General features: G+C 42.1%; 20 protein-coding genes. 7 read left to right on the forward strand and 13 right to left on the reverse strand.

Annotated elements, in window-relative coordinates; all coding sequences use genetic code 11:
- Positions 1 to 6: 6 nt before the first annotated feature.
- The 9 genes from JOC78_RS04860 to JOC78_RS04900 all read right to left on the reverse strand — a co-directional run bounded on the left by JOC78_RS04860 (position 7) and on the right by JOC78_RS04900 (position 8,055).
- Positions 7 to 1,179 (reverse strand): D-alanyl-D-alanine carboxypeptidase family protein, encoded by a 1,173-nt coding sequence (locus JOC78_RS04860; RefSeq protein ID WP_204553355.1) that lies wholly within the window; start codon positions 1,177 to 1,179, stop codon positions 7 to 9.
- A 140-nt stretch (positions 1,180 to 1,319) separates the two neighbouring features.
- Entirely contained in the window at positions 1,320 to 2,624 is a 1,305-nt protein-coding gene (locus tag JOC78_RS04865; protein ID WP_204553356.1) for a pyrimidine-nucleoside phosphorylase, read from the reverse strand.
- Positions 2,625 to 2,639: 15 nt separating this feature from the next.
- Positions 2,640 to 3,455: a purine-nucleoside phosphorylase gene (locus JOC78_RS04870; RefSeq protein ID WP_204553357.1), complete on the reverse strand. Its 816-nt coding sequence runs from the start codon at positions 3,453 to 3,455 to the stop codon at positions 2,640 to 2,642.
- 4 nt (positions 3,456 to 3,459) lie between these two features.
- On the reverse strand, positions 3,460 to 4,653 hold the full coding sequence (gene deoB / locus JOC78_RS04875; RefSeq protein WP_204553358.1) for a phosphopentomutase: 1,194 nt from the start codon (positions 4,651 to 4,653) through the stop codon (positions 3,460 to 3,462).
- Between the two features lie 213 nt (positions 4,654 to 4,866).
- Positions 4,867 to 5,760, reverse strand: coding sequence for a site-specific tyrosine recombinase XerD (gene xerD / locus JOC78_RS04880; protein WP_204553359.1), 894 nt, complete (start codon positions 5,758 to 5,760; stop codon positions 4,867 to 4,869).
- A gap of 6 nt (positions 5,761 to 5,766) precedes the next feature.
- Complete coding sequence (locus JOC78_RS04885; RefSeq protein WP_338023166.1) at positions 5,767 to 5,991, reverse strand: YqzK family protein; 225 nt, start codon at positions 5,989 to 5,991, stop codon at positions 5,767 to 5,769.
- 204 nt (positions 5,992 to 6,195) lie between these two features.
- The gene (gene fur, locus JOC78_RS04890; protein WP_204553361.1) at positions 6,196 to 6,672 is read right to left on the reverse strand and encodes a ferric iron uptake transcriptional regulator; all 477 of its coding nucleotides are present in this window, start codon (positions 6,670 to 6,672) and stop codon (positions 6,196 to 6,198) included.
- 95 nt (positions 6,673 to 6,767) lie between these two features.
- The gene (gene spoIIM / locus JOC78_RS04895) at positions 6,768 to 7,403 is read right to left on the reverse strand and encodes a stage II sporulation protein M (protein ID WP_204553362.1); all 636 of its coding nucleotides are present in this window, start codon (positions 7,401 to 7,403) and stop codon (positions 6,768 to 6,770) included.
- 94 nt (positions 7,404 to 7,497) lie between these two features.
- Positions 7,498 to 8,055, reverse strand: a complete 558-nt coding sequence (locus JOC78_RS04900) for an NUDIX hydrolase (protein WP_204553363.1) — start codon at positions 8,053 to 8,055, stop codon at positions 7,498 to 7,500.
- A 152-nt stretch (positions 8,056 to 8,207) separates the two neighbouring features.
- On the opposite strand from JOC78_RS04900, the gene JOC78_RS04905 reads away from it, so the two are divergent.
- Positions 8,208 to 9,128: an aldo/keto reductase gene (locus JOC78_RS04905; protein ID WP_204553364.1), complete on the forward strand. Its 921-nt coding sequence runs from the start codon at positions 8,208 to 8,210 to the stop codon at positions 9,126 to 9,128.
- A gap of 32 nt (positions 9,129 to 9,160) precedes the next feature.
- Here the strand turns inward: JOC78_RS04905 and JOC78_RS04910 are convergent, their stop codons facing one another.
- Entirely contained in the window at positions 9,161 to 9,421 is a 261-nt protein-coding gene (locus JOC78_RS04910) for a YqkE family protein (protein ID WP_204553365.1), read from the reverse strand.
- A gap of 178 nt (positions 9,422 to 9,599) precedes the next feature.
- Here JOC78_RS04910 and JOC78_RS04915 point away from each other — a divergent pair, with 178 nt between their 5' ends.
- Positions 9,600 to 10,511, forward strand: a complete 912-nt coding sequence (locus tag JOC78_RS04915; protein ID WP_204553366.1) for an alpha/beta hydrolase — start codon at positions 9,600 to 9,602, stop codon at positions 10,509 to 10,511.
- A 38-nt stretch (positions 10,512 to 10,549) separates the two neighbouring features.
- Here JOC78_RS04915 and JOC78_RS04920 read toward each other — a convergent pair whose 3' ends face one another.
- Together JOC78_RS04920 and JOC78_RS04925 are read right to left on the reverse strand one after the other, a co-directional pair.
- Positions 10,550 to 10,867 carry an iron-sulfur cluster biosynthesis family protein gene (locus JOC78_RS04920; RefSeq protein WP_204553367.1) on the reverse strand — a complete coding sequence of 106 codons (318 nt, stop codon included), beginning with the start codon at positions 10,865 to 10,867 and terminating at the stop codon, positions 10,550 to 10,552.
- A gap of 193 nt (positions 10,868 to 11,060) precedes the next feature.
- Positions 11,061 to 11,324: a YtzC family protein gene (locus JOC78_RS04925; protein ID WP_204553368.1), complete on the reverse strand. Its 264-nt coding sequence runs from the start codon at positions 11,322 to 11,324 to the stop codon at positions 11,061 to 11,063.
- A 154-nt stretch (positions 11,325 to 11,478) separates the two neighbouring features.
- On the opposite strand from JOC78_RS04925, the gene JOC78_RS04930 reads away from it, so the two are divergent.
- From JOC78_RS04930 to JOC78_RS04950, 5 genes are all read left to right on the forward strand, one after another.
- Positions 11,479 to 11,616 (forward strand): small, acid-soluble spore protein L, encoded by a 138-nt coding sequence (locus tag JOC78_RS04930; RefSeq protein WP_204553369.1) that lies wholly within the window; start codon positions 11,479 to 11,481, stop codon positions 11,614 to 11,616.
- Between the two features lie 22 nt (positions 11,617 to 11,638).
- Positions 11,639 to 11,815 carry a hypothetical protein gene (locus JOC78_RS04935; protein ID WP_204553370.1) on the forward strand — a complete coding sequence of 59 codons (177 nt, stop codon included), beginning with the start codon at positions 11,639 to 11,641 and terminating at the stop codon, positions 11,813 to 11,815.
- 392 nt (positions 11,816 to 12,207) lie between these two features.
- Complete coding sequence (locus tag JOC78_RS04940; RefSeq protein ID WP_204553371.1) at positions 12,208 to 13,434, forward strand: oligosaccharide repeat unit polymerase; 1,227 nt, start codon at positions 12,208 to 12,210, stop codon at positions 13,432 to 13,434.
- Positions 13,435 to 13,758: 324 nt separating this feature from the next.
- Entirely contained in the window at positions 13,759 to 14,616 is an 858-nt protein-coding gene (locus JOC78_RS04945) for an AraC family transcriptional regulator (protein WP_204553372.1), read from the forward strand.
- 152 nt (positions 14,617 to 14,768) lie between these two features.
- Positions 14,769 to 14,984, forward strand: coding sequence for a CDGSH iron-sulfur domain-containing protein (locus JOC78_RS04950; RefSeq protein WP_204553373.1), 216 nt, complete (start codon positions 14,769 to 14,771; stop codon positions 14,982 to 14,984).
- A 26-nt stretch (positions 14,985 to 15,010) separates the two neighbouring features.
- Here JOC78_RS04950 and JOC78_RS04955 read toward each other — a convergent pair whose 3' ends face one another.
- Positions 15,011 to 15,346 carry a YolD-like family protein gene (locus JOC78_RS04955; RefSeq protein ID WP_204553374.1) on the reverse strand — a complete coding sequence of 112 codons (336 nt, stop codon included), beginning with the start codon at positions 15,344 to 15,346 and terminating at the stop codon, positions 15,011 to 15,013.
- Positions 15,347 to 15,350: the final 4 nt, after the last annotated feature.

A 15,350-nucleotide genomic window follows, 5' to 3' on the forward strand; every position in this document is an offset into this window, starting at 1 on the left:
GCAGGATTAATTGGCCGTTTTCGTAAATAAGTGAAACACTTTTTTATAGAAATCCCACCAGCTTGCACGATCGACCGTTTCTTTTGCCAAGAGAGGCGTTTTAGAGAGCACTTTCCCGTCTTTTTCAATCACCAGATCACCAAGTCTGTCTCCTTTTTCGACAGGGGCCTCTATCGTTTCTTTTAATTTAATGCTCTGTTTAAATTGATCTCTCTTTTCCCCTTTTTTCGTTAGAATGGACACATTATCTCCTGTTTCTACGGCGACTTCACTCTGTTCACCTTTATCGACATGCACTTTTCCAGCCATTTTGCCTTTGTTTAACAATAGGTGTGTCTCGTATTGATTGAATCCGTAATCTAAAAGCTCGGTCACTTGTGCATTTCTCTCTTTAGGGGTAGGAGCCCCGAATACGACTGCAATGACACGCATATTCCCTTTCTTTGCTGTAGCTGTCAGACAATATTTCGCTTCGTTTGTAAATCCTGTTTTTAGCCCATCGACTCCTGGATAGAATTTCACTAAGCGATTCGTGTTCACAAGCCAGAATTTCTTCTCCGTATTTTCACGCAAGTAGGCTTCATATGTGCCTGTAAATTGTGTAATCTCTTTATGCTTTAGCAGTTCCTTTGCCATTTGCGCCATATCATAAGCAGAACTATAGTGACCAGCTACCGGCAGTCCTGTGGCATTTTTGAAGTGAGTATTTTTTAATCCAAGCTCTTTCGCTTTGTCATTCATCATTTTCACAAATAGTTCTTCACTGCCTCCGATTCGTTCAGCCATGGCAACCGATGCATCATTAGCTGAGCCGACCGCGATTCCTTGAAGCATTTCTTTCACCGTCATTTCCTCACCAGGCTCCAAAAACACCTGGGATCCACCCATTGAAGCAGCATATTCACTGGCGCGAATTTTCTCATCCCAGCTAATTTTTTTCTGATCAATGGCTTCCATGATTAATAGCATGGTCATAATTTTTGTCATGGATGCAGGCGGGAGCTCCTTCTTGCTGTTTTTATCAAACAAGACCGCTCCGGTATCTCTTTCTATCAGTACGGCAGATTTCGTTTTTTCTGCCATCGGACTTGTTGGTGCTGGTTCATTGGCAAAAGCTTGCATAGAAACAGTATTCCAGGCGAACAGGCAGCTAATAAATAACAAAGCTATACGGCTCATGGTTAATTGACCTCCAATTACTCTTAATATTCATACGTTTACCACCCATTTTTTCCAGTTGCGTTATTTTTATACAACGAAAAAAGCATTTGACTAGAAGAGTTTTCATCTTCTGGCCAAATGCCTTTTGGATTCTTTGCTTATTCTGTTATTTCTTCATGGACGAGCGGCGGAGCATCTACTTTATCTTTTGAAAGCAAAATGCTTCTATACAGCTCTTCTTTCACTTGGTCGATGCTTTCTTGATTGCTGTAAATGGTCACAAGCGAATCTCCTGCTTTCACTTCGTCGCCAATCTTTTTATTTAACATGAGACCGACCGCTAAATCAATCTCGGATTCTTTCGTCGCCCGGCCAGCGCCCAGCCACATGGCTGCCGTTCCTACATGATCAGCCACAATCTCTGATACATATCCATCTTCTTTCGCCGGAAGTTCTATTTTATATTTTGCCTGAGGAAGCTTCGAAGGATCATCGACAAGTGAGCCGTCTCCTCCTTGAGCTTCTAAAAACACTTTAAACTTTTTCAATGCTTCTCCATTTTCAATCACTTTTACTAGATGCTCACGGGCTTCTTCAAGGCTGCTTGCTCCGCCTGCTGCATATACCATTTGGCTTCCAAGCACGAGGCAAAGCTCTGTTAAATCTTCAGGGCCTTCTCCTTTTAGCGTGTCAATCGCTTCTTTTACTTCTAAAGCATTGCCAATTGCAAACCCAAGCGGCTGACTCATATCTGAAATGACCGCCATTGTTTTTCTGCCGACATTATTCCCGATCCGAACCATGGCTTCCGCTAATTCTCTGGAGTCCTCTAGCGTTTTCATAAAGGCTCCTGCCCCGGTTTTAACGTCCAATACAATGGCGTCCGCACCGGCAGCAATCTTCTTGCTCATAATAGAGCTTGCGATCAGCGGAATACTGTTCACTGTCGCAGTAACATCTCTAAGAGCATACAGCTTCTTATCCGCCGGCGTTAAATTTCCGCTTTGGCCAATCACCGCAATTTTATTTTTATTTACTAAGTCTATGAACTGTTCACTCGTAATTTCTACATGAAAGCCATCAATCGCCTCTAGCTTATCAATGGTGCCGCCTGTATGACCGAGTCCTCGCCCGCTCATTTTAGCGACTGGAACACCCGCTGCTGCTACAAGAGGGCCAAGAACGAGCGTGGTCGTATCACCGACTCCGCCTGTAGAGTGTTTATCGACTTTCACTCCCTCGATTGCAGACAAGTCGATTTGATCCCCGGACTCCACCATAGCCATCGTTAAATCGGCTCGTTCTTTTTCCGACATTCCTTGAAAGTAGGTCGCCATTAAAAAGGCACTGACTTGATAATCCGGTACAGATCCGTCTGTATATCCCTGTACGATATAGTTAATTTCTTCAGTCGTTAATTCATGACCATCACGTTTCTTTTGAATTAAATCAACCATTCTCATTTCATATCACCGCTTTTATATAGATTTAATCATCTCTTTAAGATAGGCTAAAAAGTTTTCCCGAACTTTTTCTGTTGTTTCAATGACTTCATCATGTGCCAGCGGCTGATCCAGGATTCCTGCTGCCATATTGGAAATGCATGAGATGCCGAGGACTTTCATCCCGCTGTGCCTTGCCACAATCACTTCCGGAACCGTTGACATACCGACTGCGTCTCCGCCAAGCACTCTTGCCAGGCGAACTTCCGCAGGTGTTTCATAGACAGGGCCTGTGTTGCCTACGTAGACACCTTCCTGCACTTTAAGGTTCATATTAGAAGCTGTTGTTTTTGCTAATTGACGAAGTTCTTTATTGTAGGCTTCTGACATATCAGGAAAACGAGGGCCAAATCTGTTATCATTCGGACCGATCAGCGGATTGCCGCCCATATTGTTAATGTGATCGCTAATAATCATTAAATCCCCAGGCTCAAAATCTTCATTGACGCCGCCTGCGGCATTTGTGACAATGATCGTTTCAACACCCAGCTCTTTCATGACGCGCACCGGGAAGGTTACTTGATTAAAAGAATACCCTTCATAGTAATGAAAGCGGCCTTGCATCGCTACAACTTCTTTGCCGGAGAGGGTTCCAAAAACGAGCTGCCCAGCATGCCCTTCTACAGTTGAAACTGGAAAATTGGGAATGTCTCCATAAGGAACTTTCACTGCCTCTTCAATTTCATCGCCTAGCACTCCTAGACCTGACCCTAGTATTAAACCGATCTTCACATCTTTATTATAGGCTGATTTCAAATATTGGACGGCTTGTTCGATTTGTTCTATGTTCATCATTTTATTCTCCCTCTTTCAGTTCTTCCAAAAAGCTTGTGCCATGAAGAGGCCTATTCACTTGGAAGTTCTCAGCAATCGTTGCTCCGATATCGGCAAACGTTTGGCGAATCGGCATCTCTTTTCCTTTCGTGAAACGCTTAGAGTACACTAACAGCGGCACATATTCGCGTGTATGATCCGTTCCATGATGAGTAGGGTCATTTCCGTGATCAGCTGTAATGATTAACAGGTCGTCTTCTTTCATCTTATCCAGCACTTCCGGCAAACGAGCATCAAATTCTTCCAGTGCCTTCCCGTAGCCCTCCGGATCTCTGCGATGGCCAAACAGCGCATCGAAATCAACTAAGTTGACGAAACTTAGTCCTGTAAATTCCTGATCGAACACTCGGCTGAACTGATCCATCCCGTCCATATTGGAAGTCGTCCGAATCGCTTCGGTGACTCCTTCTCCATCGTAAATATCCGAAATTTTTCCGATGGCGATGACATCCAATCCGCCATCTTTCAATTCATTCATCACTGTGCGCTCAAATGGCTTTAGAGCATAATCATGACGGTTAGACGTTCGTTTGAAATTGCCTGGTTCGCCTACAAATGGGCGGGCGATAATACGTCCGATCATATATTGATCATTCATGGTCATGGCTCTTGCTGTTTCGCATATTTCATATAGCTCTTTTATTGGAACAACCTCTTCATGAGCAGCAATTTGCAGCACGGAGTCTGCAGAAGTATAAACAATTAATGCTCCGGTTTCCATATGTTCTTTGCCCAGCTCATCTAATATCTCTGTTCCGCTGGCTGGCTTGTTTCCTATGATCTTTCTTCCCGTTTTCTCTTCAAGCTCGCTGATTAATTCATCCGGAAATCCGTCAGGAAATACTTGAAAAGGCGTTTCTATATGAAGCCCCATGATCTCCCAGTGGCCTGTCATTGTATCTTTGCCATTAGAAGCTTCTTCCATCTTCGTATAATAAGCAAGCGGCTGGTCTGCTGTCTCAATTCCTTGAATTGCACGAATATTCGATAAACCCAGCTTACCTAGATTTGGCATATTTAACCCATTCATATGTTTTGCGATATGCCCCAATGTATCTGAACCCTTGTCACCAAATCGTTCTGCATCTGGCGCTTCACCTATTCCAACTGAATCCATTACAAGAAGATGAATGCGTTTAAATGGAAATGCGGTCATGTGGTTGATTCCTCCTTAAGCTTTCTTCCTTCAATCTTCTATTGTCATGTTACCCTTTTGCCCGTTCGTATAACCAGTAAGTATGGATAGAAATTTGTCGGAAGTCTGACATCTAAGACTATAGTTTTATTTTACTTGATTCATGAACTCCATGACAAGCTTAAACCGCTTTCATTACGTAATGATCTGCCTGTGAATGAAAGCGGCTGATTGTTAGGCTCTTGGATGAAATTTTGAGTAGACATCCTTTAATCGTGTTTTAGTTACGTGCGTATAAATTTGTGTAGTGGATATATCTGCATGTCCAAGCATTTCCTGTACAGCCCGGAGATCCGCCCCATTTTCAAGCAAATGCGTGGCAAATGAATGGCGCAACGTATGCGGGGTTAAGTCTTTTTGGATATTCGATTTTTGAGCCAGCTTTTTTAAGATTTTCCAAAACCCCTGCCTCGTTAATCGATTCCCGTGATGATTAAGAAAAAGTGCATCCTCTGCTTTCTTTTTGGAATGCAGGCTTGGCCGCCCGTCTTGCAAGTATGCCTCAAGTATGCGAATGGCAGTTTGTCCAATTGGAATGATCCGCTCTTTATTGCCTTTTCCGGTGCAGCGGACAAACCCCATAGACAAATGAACGTCACCTGTATTTAATGAAGTCAGTTCACTTACGCGGATCCCTGTTGCATAAAGCAGCTCAAGCATGGCTTGATCCCTCTTGCCAAATGGCGTGGCTGGATCGGGAGACGCAAGCAGTGCTTCAACTTCTGTTAAGTTTAAAACTTTTGGAAGTGTTTTTTCCATTTGAGGGGTTTCAATATGAACCGATGGATCTTGATCTGCCGCTTTTTCCCTCAGCAAAAATTGATGAAAGGATCTTAAAGAAGCGATATGCCTGGCAACCGTTCTTGAAGACTTCCCTTCTGTTTTCAAGTGACCAAGAAATTGAATAATATGCGCGCGTGTTACTTGATTAAGCGATGAGAGCTGCTCTACCTTTTCTAAAAAGAGCAAGTAGTGCTTTAAATCTCTTTCGTAAGCAGCAATTGTATTTTTAGCTAAATTTTTTTCCACTATCATATAATGTATAAAATCCTGCAGTTGATCTTTCACATCTCATTACTCCCCGTCTAAGTAAAAAAGCAGCAGCCGCTCCAGATGAGTGCGTTCCTCTTCAAAAGTCAAGTTTACTTTCACCGCCGCACCCTCCGGTTCATCATACCGGTGCTTTTTTTCGTATTCATGCTGAACCCACAGAATGCCGCTGTAAAACAGCACTGTGAAACTAGTAAACAGAAAGAATATCTTCGCCATTTGCCCAATTGTCTTTTTATATTGATTCACTTTATTTCCTCCTATTTCCTTCATCTATTACAAGCTATGAAGGAAGCGAAGAAATTTAGAACAAACGGTTTTTTGAATATGTAAAAAGAGTGACTCATATGGTGCCGCCCGCTTCGAAGTTATGTATAAAGGAGGAAAAGTCCATTGTATACATCGGCCTTTAGAATGCGGGGATTTTGACACTTCATATGTAAGTCACCCTTTTTATTTTGCGTGCTGTTTTTCTTGCTCTTCCTGCTCCGTTTTTTCCTGGCAGCGCCAGCAAATACCATGAAAGGTTAAACGGTGATCTTTAATTTTAAATTTCCAGTCCCGTTCAACAATGGCTTCAACATCTTCAAGTAAATCATCTTGAATTTCGTCGACCGCTCCGCATTCAATGCATACCAAATGGTGGTGAAAGTGAGCTGCTCCTTCTTGACGCAGATCGTATCTGGAAACACCATCTCCAAAATTTATTTTATCAACGACCTTCAATTCATTCAGCAATTCCAATGTCCGATAAACGGTTGCCAAGCCTATTTCAGGTGATTTTTCTTTAACGAGGAGGTAAACGTCTTCAGCGCTTAAGTGGTCCTCTTCATGTTCAAGAAGAACCCGAACCGTCGCTTCACGCTGCGGCGTTAATTTGTAGCTAGCAGAATGTAATTGTTTTTTTATACGCTCAATACGGCTTTCCATATAATGTCCCTCCTTCGCCCATGTGTGATCTATTATAACAAAATGGGAGAAAGAAACAAAATAAAATAATTACAAAGTAGACTTTATAATGATTATTATTGAATAACCATTTTCATCAAGACAGGAGAGACGTATGCTTCAATCCCAGCCGCCGCAGCCGCCCCTCCTGCTGCGATTAAGAAGAATAATACGTAGCGCATGAAATAAGGGCCGATATGAAACGGTACAGTCTGCTTCATAAAAATCTTTTTAATCAGCTGCATCGAGAACGCAGCAGATACCGAGGCAATAAAAATAAATGTCGGAATAATGATTAGGTTTTGCGGCAGCACGGTAGCAACTGCTAAGAAAAACCCTTGCCAGCTCATTTGCTGAACGAGAAATCCCACAGAAAACCCAACGACAATGCCCTTCATAAACAAAAAGATAAAGATGAGCGGCATGCCAATAATAGATATGCCAAACAGCCACATACAGCCTAAATATTTAAGATTGTGAATAAAGCTTTGCTGAAATAGATCTTCAGAGTCGGCGATCTGGCCGGTGGATACTTGTCCAAAAAATTGCTGTAAATAATAAGCTAAATCCTCTTTTTGTGTCAGTGACAGGCTGTTGACAACGATCGCGCCAAATACGACCCCCATAAAGAACAGCACCATCACAAATAAATAAATGGAAGCATTCGCTTGTAAATGCTGGCCGATTAGAATAGACGATAACTTTTTCCGCATATAAGCTCCCCCTTCAGCAATTACTTCACTGTATGCAACAAGAGGGAGAAATATGCGATGGCGTCATTGGTATGAGTATATGTTACTGTTTTTTCTATTCTCTTCTTTCTAACGCTTGTTTCAGCTGTAAATATTGAATGGCATAGGCGGTTTTCGCATCATAGATTCGATCTTCTTTCAGCAGCTGTTCCGCTTCTTCTAGCGTTACCTCCATCAGCTCGACGAACTCATCCTCATCAAGCGAAAGTCCATCTTCGATACGAGTTAAATCTTCTGCTATGTATAGGTGAACCAATTCATCCGCAAACCCCGGTGAAGTATAAAAAGACTGTAAGAGTTCCATGCGTCCGCATTGATAACCGGTTTCCTCTTCTAATTCCCGGCGGGCGCAGGTCTCGGCTTCTTCTCCTGGCTCAAGCTTGCCGGCAGGAATTTCAATTAATGTCCGCTCCAGTGCTTTTCGGTACTGTTCTACCAAAATGATTTTTCCTTCCTCTGTCAAGGCCAGAACAGCCACAGCGCCCGGATGCTTGACAATTTCCCGCTTAGAATGCTTCCCGTCTGGCATCTCTACCTCATCTACTTGGAGCGATATAATCCGGCCTTTAAATATTTGTTCTGACTGAATGGTTTTTTCCTCAAATTTACTCATGCTGATCTCTCCTCCATGCTTTTTCTTTTTTAGTTTAACACAGGCGTGATTGTTTCAAGAATCAGGGTATACCATTTGAGAAGTGACTAGTCATTGGATATGATATAAAAAAATCCGTAATACGGTAGAGTTGAAAGAAAGGACGTGTCGTTTTGAAGAAAAATAATCTAGGAACATCCGGTCTGTCTATTAGTGAACTAGGACTTGGCTGTATGTCGCTTGGTACAGATGAAAAGAAAGCGCGCGCTATTATAGAGGCGGCATTAGAAGAAGGAATCACATACTTTGATACAGCAGATTTGTATGATTTCGGGATAAATGAAGAAATCGTAGGAAAAGCACTTCAGCCTGTCCGCCAAGACGTGATCATCGCGACGAAAGTAGGCAACCGCCCGAATGAGGCGAAAGACGGCTGGACGTGGGATCCATCGAAGAAGTACATAAAGGAAGCGGTGAAGAATAGTTTAAGGCGTCTGCAGCTGAATCATATTGATCTCTATCAGCTCCACGGCGGGACAATAGAAGATCCGATTCCAGAAACGATTGAGGCATTTGAAGAGCTAAAGTCGGAAGGATTGATTCGTGCGTATGGCATTTCCTCCATCCGTCCGAATGTCATCCGTACATTTGCCAGCCAGTCCTCTATTGACAGTGTGATGATCCAATACAGCTTACTGGATCGCCGTCCGGAAGAAGAGGTTCTGCCTCTCCTTGAAAAGCATGGCATCAGCGCCGTCACACGCGGTCCAGTGTCTAAAGGATTGTTAACCCCACATTGGCGTGACAAAATGGAAAAAGTGAAAGAGAAAGGGTTTCTGAATTACAATGCAGCTGAATTGGAAGAACTTCTAGCGAGCATTGAGGCCCGTCTCTCGGATAACCGCTCGATGAACGGATTGGCTTTCCGCTATAATTTGCACCATCCATCTGTTGCTGCCGTTGTCGCAGGTGCCAGCTCTGTCGAACAGGTTAAAGAGAATATTCGTGCAGTAAAAGAACATCCATTGTCTGATGAGGAATTCCAGCTTATTCAAGAATTAACGAAAGCGAATCGCTATGCTGATCATCGCTAAATAAATAACAGGCTGCCCTAGCAGCCTGTTATTTATTTAAACTTTCTCCAGTCTGTATTGCTTTCATTTAATAATTCTTCAAAGCTTTTATTCTTCTCACGCAGTCTGCGCTCTTCTTTCTTTCTTGCTTCTTCTTCCGCCTTCGCTTGATCTTCCTGTGATTTCAGCTCTTGCTGCGTCAATTTCAGCTTCTCGAGCACACTTGCGTTTAACGCATCTTTCAATGTTAATGATTCCGTCTTCTCCTGGTTTGGCTGCTGTCTTTTTGATGAATTCTGTTTTTTCTTTTTCATAGCGGTTTCCCCTTTTATGTATGGTGAATTCTATTGGTTCTCTCTATTTTACCGTTTATCTGAAGTTTGTTCAAAGGTTCCTCCCTCATGGCGGCTTGTTGTATAGGTCTTTTTTATATACAAATGTTAAAATAAAGAAAAACGATGAACAGATCCGTTCTTGGGAAGGATGAGATTGATGAAGAAGTGGCTCAAGGCACTTGGTGCGGCTGCTGCTGTTACAGCTGGCGCCGGTTATTATTTATCTCAGCGAATTTTGTATATGAGGAAAAAAGATGAACAGCTTATCTTTAATCGCGAAGTGGAAGCTAAACGGTTAGACCCCACTGCCTATGAACAGCTGCCTAAAGAAGAAGTGTGGGTAGCTTCTCCCTATGGCTATAAATTAAAAGCCGTTTTCATTACACCAAACTCCGGAAAGAAGTTCGTGATCTTCGCCCATGGTGTAACGGAAACAAAGGTGAATTCCATTAAATATATGAATTTGTTTTTAAAGCGCGGCTTTAATGCCGTTCTCTATGACCACCGGCGTCACGGCGAATCAGAAGGCTTAACGACAAGCTTTGGCCACTACGAAAAATATGATTTACAAGCGGTGGTACAGGAGTTGATTAAGCGGGAAGGCGAGGATGTGATGTTTGGCATTCATGGTGAATCCATGGGTGCTGCTACCGCGATTCTTTATGCCGGATCTGTTGAAGACCGGGCTGACTTTTATATCGCTGACTGTCCATTTTCTGATTTTAGAAGACAGCTGATTCATCAAATGAAGCGAGAGGTCAAAGTTGCACCGGCTTGGCTCGTCCATTTAGCTGAATGGGCGGTGGCACTTCGGGATCGGTATCGCTTATCTGGCCTCTCTCCTCTGGAAGCGGTCGAACATATCCATAAGCCTGTTTTATTCATTCACAGTGAGCAAGACGATTTCATTCTGCCCGATATGACTCAAGAGCTTTATGAGCGGAAACAAGGACCCAAGCAGCTGTACCTCGCCAAAAACGGCGTTCACGCCCAGTCTTACAACGAGAACCCCGAAGAATACGAGCGCACCATCGAACAATTCTTGCGTACGCATCAGTTCATTGATTAAAATTTGGCCCTGCAGGAATCTGTTCTTGCAGGGCTACACTACTTTTTCACTACAGGCATGCGGGCGTTTAAAATTTCGTTTGGGCTGCTTAACCGAAACATTCCCGGTCCTGATACATCGATCGTTAATGGTTCATCAAAGTAAATAAGAGCTGATTTTTCCACAACCACCGGAAATTCATTGGTTTCAACCACCATATCTTCACTTTCCTTTTCCTTCACGAGCCAGATGACTGGCAACCCATTTACCCCGCAGCCGCATCCTTCTGTATCATAATGCAGCTTGACGTAATAGCTGCCGCCTTCCATTTTTTCTTTAATGGCTTTTGCCGCTTCCGGTTTAAATGCAATCTTCATTTATACCCCTCCTGATTGATCCTCTTTGTTCCAATATACATAAACTTAATCGGATTTATCCAATAATCCGCTTATTGAAAAGGAAAAGCTTTAGGAGCTCCATTTACAAAACAATTCGCATTTAAATGCAAAACAAAAAACTGACTCAAAAAAATCGTTTTTTAACGATCTTTTGAGCCAGTTTTTGTCATTCTTAATGTTTAATCAGGACCATCTGATTTTGCATCTGTGCAATTTGTCGTCTCATTCGCTGCAGTTCTTCTCTTTGTTCGGCATTGGCACTGCGAGCAAGATCCTCAATTTGGCTGTACGCTTCCTCAAGCACAGACTGTGATTGACTGAAGCCTACATCGTTATAATGCTCTTGGGCCGAGGCATCTTTATATTCATGCATGGCAATCTCTAAAGCCATTTCACACTGCTCTATGCATTGTTTAACGGATTGTCTTGTAGCCATCATAACCCTCTCCTCGCTGCTTAGATAGATGATTCCTCATCCTTTATAGTTTGGACGATTAGAAAGCGAATTATGAATCCCGATGCCGCAGACAAAAGTTGGCATACTATCTAGCCTTCTTTTTGCTCATAGTATGAAAAGGAGGTGTTTGATGATGAGCCAAAATCGAAAACGCGGCAATCATGCGGTAAGCGGTGTAAATCCTCAAGGCTATTCAGGCGGAGGAAACGGCGATACAAGCCCAAAATCAAAACTTGAAGAGGCAGCCAAAAAAAGCTCCACTAAACGATAAGCTCGAGAAAGGCGAATAAACCATGAAACCATACACTCAAGGAATAGATACAGCCAAGCTGTTATCGCAAAGCTTCGAAAGCACTGACCGCAAAGGGTATGAAAGGTTCACTGCCCACGAAAGCAATTTAGTGTGCAGTGAAGATTTATTTGAGAAATCTCTTTACGCTATGGTGGATGACACATTGCGGGGGAATTAACAGCAGAAAAGAGCGGAGCGAGTGCTGATTGCTCGCAGCCGCTTTTTTCTGTTTTCGTTAGAATTCGTTCAATAAAATGAATCGTTCAAGCAGGATAGTTGTACGTTTAATTAATAAATCGCAACAAACACTACTAAAAAACTCATCTTTTTCAATGCATCAAAACGCCAGGAGCAGGTGTGGATTTTTGTCTTATCAAGGTACATTTTTCGAACTCCATCCGCATCGTATACCGTTATAATGATAAGTAGTTTTCCCTTAGAGATTCTTTATTAGAGAACAAAAGTTGCAGTCTATATTCACCAATTTTTAGTAAAATTGTATTTTTTTGCTTTATCAGTTAATATATAGTCTATTGAACTATTACTGTTGCAAAGTGAGGCGTACTTAAATTGAATAGGTTAAACAATCTTGACGTTTTTTCACCCGTTTTTATGTTTCCATTTACCTTAATATGTTATTTTGTAGCGGGAATTGTATTTGATTTTGGCAGATCTGATCTCTTTATGCTGAAGGACAACATTATTCCTGTCGTTGGATTAGGATTATGCAGCTTTATTATAGCTGCCCTTATCACAAGCAAAAGACGTATTCGGTTTCCATCATTTAAGGTTACATTTAAGTTTATTTACATTTTTTACTTGTTATTTTTCGCTGGTATCATCTCTTATTTGAGTATGGTAAGCACGGGTGAAATCGGTTTAAAAGACGAATCGATTAGAAGAAGTTTGGATCCTAAAAAGTATTTTTTAAGCTCTTTTTTATGGTTCAGTAGCTTATACATAGGTTTTCACCATTTGAAAGTTGAACGAACAAAAAAAAGTAGATTATGGTTATTTTTTATGTTGTTATTTTTTAATATTGCGGCTTTTATTCTAATGGGGTATCGTACTCCCATTGTTATAATGTGTTTTGTATCATTAATTACCTTCCACTACACAGTTAGAAAACTGAAATTTCAAACATTCCTTGTGATCACTATTCTTTTTACATCAGTATTGTGTTTTTTTGGCTTCTACAGAACGATGACAGAGGATCAACAAATCAAATTCAATACCCATGAAATTTCTCAAACAAAAGAACAAGAGAAAAAGGAAAGCAATGAATTGATAAAAGTCAATTCTACGCCTAAATGGATAAGAGGAGTGACAGAACCTTTTGCCACTGGAAGGATAGTGTTAAGCAGGATTATAGAATATGAGAATGAGAATGGAAACCTGTCTGGAAAGTTGCATCTATCCATTTTTCAAACTTTAATGCCAGGAGAACAAAAATCTCCACGTGTATTGGTTACCGATGCAGTGAACTCTTTATCCGATACGGGAAGACCCGTGACAAGAGAAGGAAGAACCACTACTCCTACTCTGGTTGGCCAATTCTATCTTGATGGTGGATATGTTCTTGTCATTACCGGTTTTTCATTAGTGGGATTAGTGCTAGGAATGATTTATAATCATGTGATTACTTCATCCAACACTTCTTATTGGCCAATTGTATATGCTTTTTTTCTTACTGTGATGACGATTAGTATACACACCGGGTTGTTAGACAGTCTGTTCATTTTGATGTTATGCATTTCACTCTTAATTGGCGTTATAGATAGTAATGCCAAGGAATAAAGAAGTATAGTTTTAGCAGCAGTATTGGTTAGCCCTAGGCAGGCGAAGGCGTGCGCTAACCTTCAAGCAGTTTTCTAGAAGATTAAATGATGGAATGCTTCTTGTAGAGTAATGCAGGTCTTTATTAAAAGAGCTCCAAAGTAAAAATATACAACACTGCTCGCTCGAATACATTCTGCTTTCAATTTTTTCTATATCTTTATACAAGATACAAGGAATCCAACGATAATTGCCTAATTAAAAAGAATACTGACAAAAGAGAGCAAAAAATGACCGGATAGCAGATGGCCTCATCGTTAGGATGGAATTAAGGGAGCGGATCACATGAGCTGGATAGAATCACTTCAGAGGGCGATTGATTACATGGAAGAGAATTTGCTGGAAGATATGACAGTGGATGATATTGCTAAAAAAGCAAATGCCTCGGGCTTTCACTTTCAGCGTACGTTTTCGCTTTTGACGGATCTATCCGTCGGCGAATACCTCAGGCGGAGACGTCTTACGCTGGCAGCCGAGGAGCTATGCAGGATCAATGGGAAAGTGATTGATATTGCGCTGAAATATGGCTATGAAACTCCCGAAGCATTCACGAAAGCTTTTCGCAGGCAGCACGGCATTTCCCCGAGAGAAGCGCGAAAGCTGACCGGAAAGCTGAAATCCTATAACCGCCTGACAATCCAGGTGAAACTGAAAGGGGCAGATCCAATGCAATACAAATTGGCAGACTTAGAGAGCTTTGAAGTCATTGGCATGAAACAGGCATTTTCCTATGCAAACGGCGAGAACCTGGCCGGCATTCCTAAAATGTGGAACAATGCAAATCAGGACGGAACTTCCGACACACTCATCAGCAAAAATAACGGTCCCGTGAAAGGCATTTTAGGTGTTTGCGTGGATAATGACAGTGAGGCAAAACAGATGGATTACTGGATAGCCGCTGCTTCTGACGAGGAGGCTTCTGAAAAACTATCAAAACTAGAAATTCCCGCTTCTAAGTGGGCAATCTTTGAAGTTCATGGAGCCATGCCGGACGCAATGCAAAACGCTTGGAAGAAAATTTTTTCAGAATGGTTCCCTTCAAGCGGATACGAGCATGCCGGAACACCTGATCTGGAGGTCTATACATTCGGCGATGCCTCCTCTTCCGATTACTATTCGGAAATATGGATTCCAGTTAAATAATCCTCTCAAAGTCGAATAGGAGAGGCGGTTAACCTCCGACTTTAACTCCATAGCTAGAAGTTTGTCAGCAAAGGAGCTTTACTTGCTGCTTGCTTTTTCCTCTTCTTCCTTTTACGATCATTATAGTTCGATTATTTGAAGGAGTGGTATGGATGGCAAAAGCACAGATTAAAGTTATGGATAATGGCTCATTTAAAGTCTCCGGTGATGTAGAATTAGTGGATATGGACGGCAATGTATTTGAAACAAAGCCAACTTTTTCCCTTTGCCGCTGCGGGCTGTCACAGAATATGCCTTTTTGTGACGCGGGTCACAAAGGAAAGTTCGATTCCTGTGTTCGGGCAGTAAAGGTATTAGACGAAGAGTAAAAGTGCGGGCAGCCTCTGGCTGCCCGTTATTCATGTTCAATCTGCAATTCAACGATGCGGTTCATGGGAATCATATGGGGGGAATGGGAGAGATCAACTATGCGAAAGCTTTGGTTATGCGGCTGGTAATAATGAATGTGACCGATTAATTGGCGATAGCGCCCATGATCGTAATAAATGACCATTACCGCCAGATTCGATTCCATCGCTTCTGCTGCTTTTTCATTCATTTCCTCAAGCTTTTGTTCATCTAGTTCCTTCGGCGGCTCTTCTTCTTCCTTCTCCATCCATTCTCGCAAAAGCTGAACGTGCTCCGGAAGCATCATCGCCGTCCACTTGATCGTTCCGCGGTCTCTAATCATGCCT

The sequence above is a fragment of the Bacillus ectoiniformans genome (genome assembly GCF_016908875.1).
Taxonomy (GTDB): domain Bacteria; phylum Bacillota; class Bacilli; order Bacillales; family Domibacillaceae; genus Bacillus_BX; species Bacillus_BX ectoiniformans.

Excerpts from the sequence above, each read along its gene's own strand:
- spoIIM (WP_204553362.1), bottom strand. The coding sequence starts at position 7,403 with ATGCGGAAAAAGTTATCGTCTATTCTAATCGGCCAGCATTTACAAGCG.
- JOC78_RS04915 (WP_204553366.1), top strand. The coding sequence starts at position 9,600 with ATGAAGAAGTGGCTCAAGGCACTTGGTGCGGCTGCTGCTGTTACAGCT.
- JOC78_RS04860 (WP_204553355.1), bottom strand. The coding sequence starts at position 1,179 with ATGAGCCGTATAGCTTTGTTATTTATTAGCTGCCTGTTCGCCTGGAAT.
- JOC78_RS04950 (WP_204553373.1), top strand. The coding sequence starts at position 14,769 with ATGGCAAAAGCACAGATTAAAGTTATGGATAATGGCTCATTTAAAGTC.
- JOC78_RS04945 (WP_204553372.1), top strand. The coding sequence starts at position 13,759 with ATGAGCTGGATAGAATCACTTCAGAGGGCGATTGATTACATGGAAGAG.
- fur (WP_204553361.1), bottom strand. The coding sequence starts at position 6,672 with ATGGAAAGCCGTATTGAGCGTATAAAAAAACAATTACATTCTGCTAGC.
- JOC78_RS04910 (WP_204553365.1), bottom strand. The coding sequence starts at position 9,421 with ATGAAAAAGAAAAAACAGAATTCATCAAAAAGACAGCAGCCAAACCAG.
- JOC78_RS04930 (WP_204553369.1), top strand. The coding sequence starts at position 11,479 with ATGAGCCAAAATCGAAAACGCGGCAATCATGCGGTAAGCGGTGTAAAT.
- JOC78_RS04870 (WP_204553357.1), bottom strand. The coding sequence starts at position 3,455 with ATGAACATAGAACAAATCGAACAAGCCGTCCAATATTTGAAATCAGCC.
- deoB (WP_204553358.1), bottom strand. The coding sequence starts at position 4,653 with ATGACCGCATTTCCATTTAAACGCATTCATCTTCTTGTAATGGATTCA.
- JOC78_RS04865 (WP_204553356.1), bottom strand. The coding sequence starts at position 2,624 with ATGAGAATGGTTGATTTAATTCAAAAGAAACGTGATGGTCATGAATTA.
- JOC78_RS04925 (WP_204553368.1), bottom strand. The coding sequence starts at position 11,324 with ATGGCTACAAGACAATCCGTTAAACAATGCATAGAGCAGTGTGAAATG.
- JOC78_RS04955 (WP_204553374.1), bottom strand. The coding sequence starts at position 15,346 with ATGATTAGAGACCGCGGAACGATCAAGTGGACGGCGATGATGCTTCCG.
- JOC78_RS04935 (WP_204553370.1), top strand. The coding sequence starts at position 11,639 with ATGAAACCATACACTCAAGGAATAGATACAGCCAAGCTGTTATCGCAA.
- JOC78_RS04900 (WP_204553363.1), bottom strand. The coding sequence starts at position 8,055 with ATGAGTAAATTTGAGGAAAAAACCATTCAGTCAGAACAAATATTTAAA.
- JOC78_RS04920 (WP_204553367.1), bottom strand. The coding sequence starts at position 10,867 with ATGAAGATTGCATTTAAACCGGAAGCGGCAAAAGCCATTAAAGAAAAA.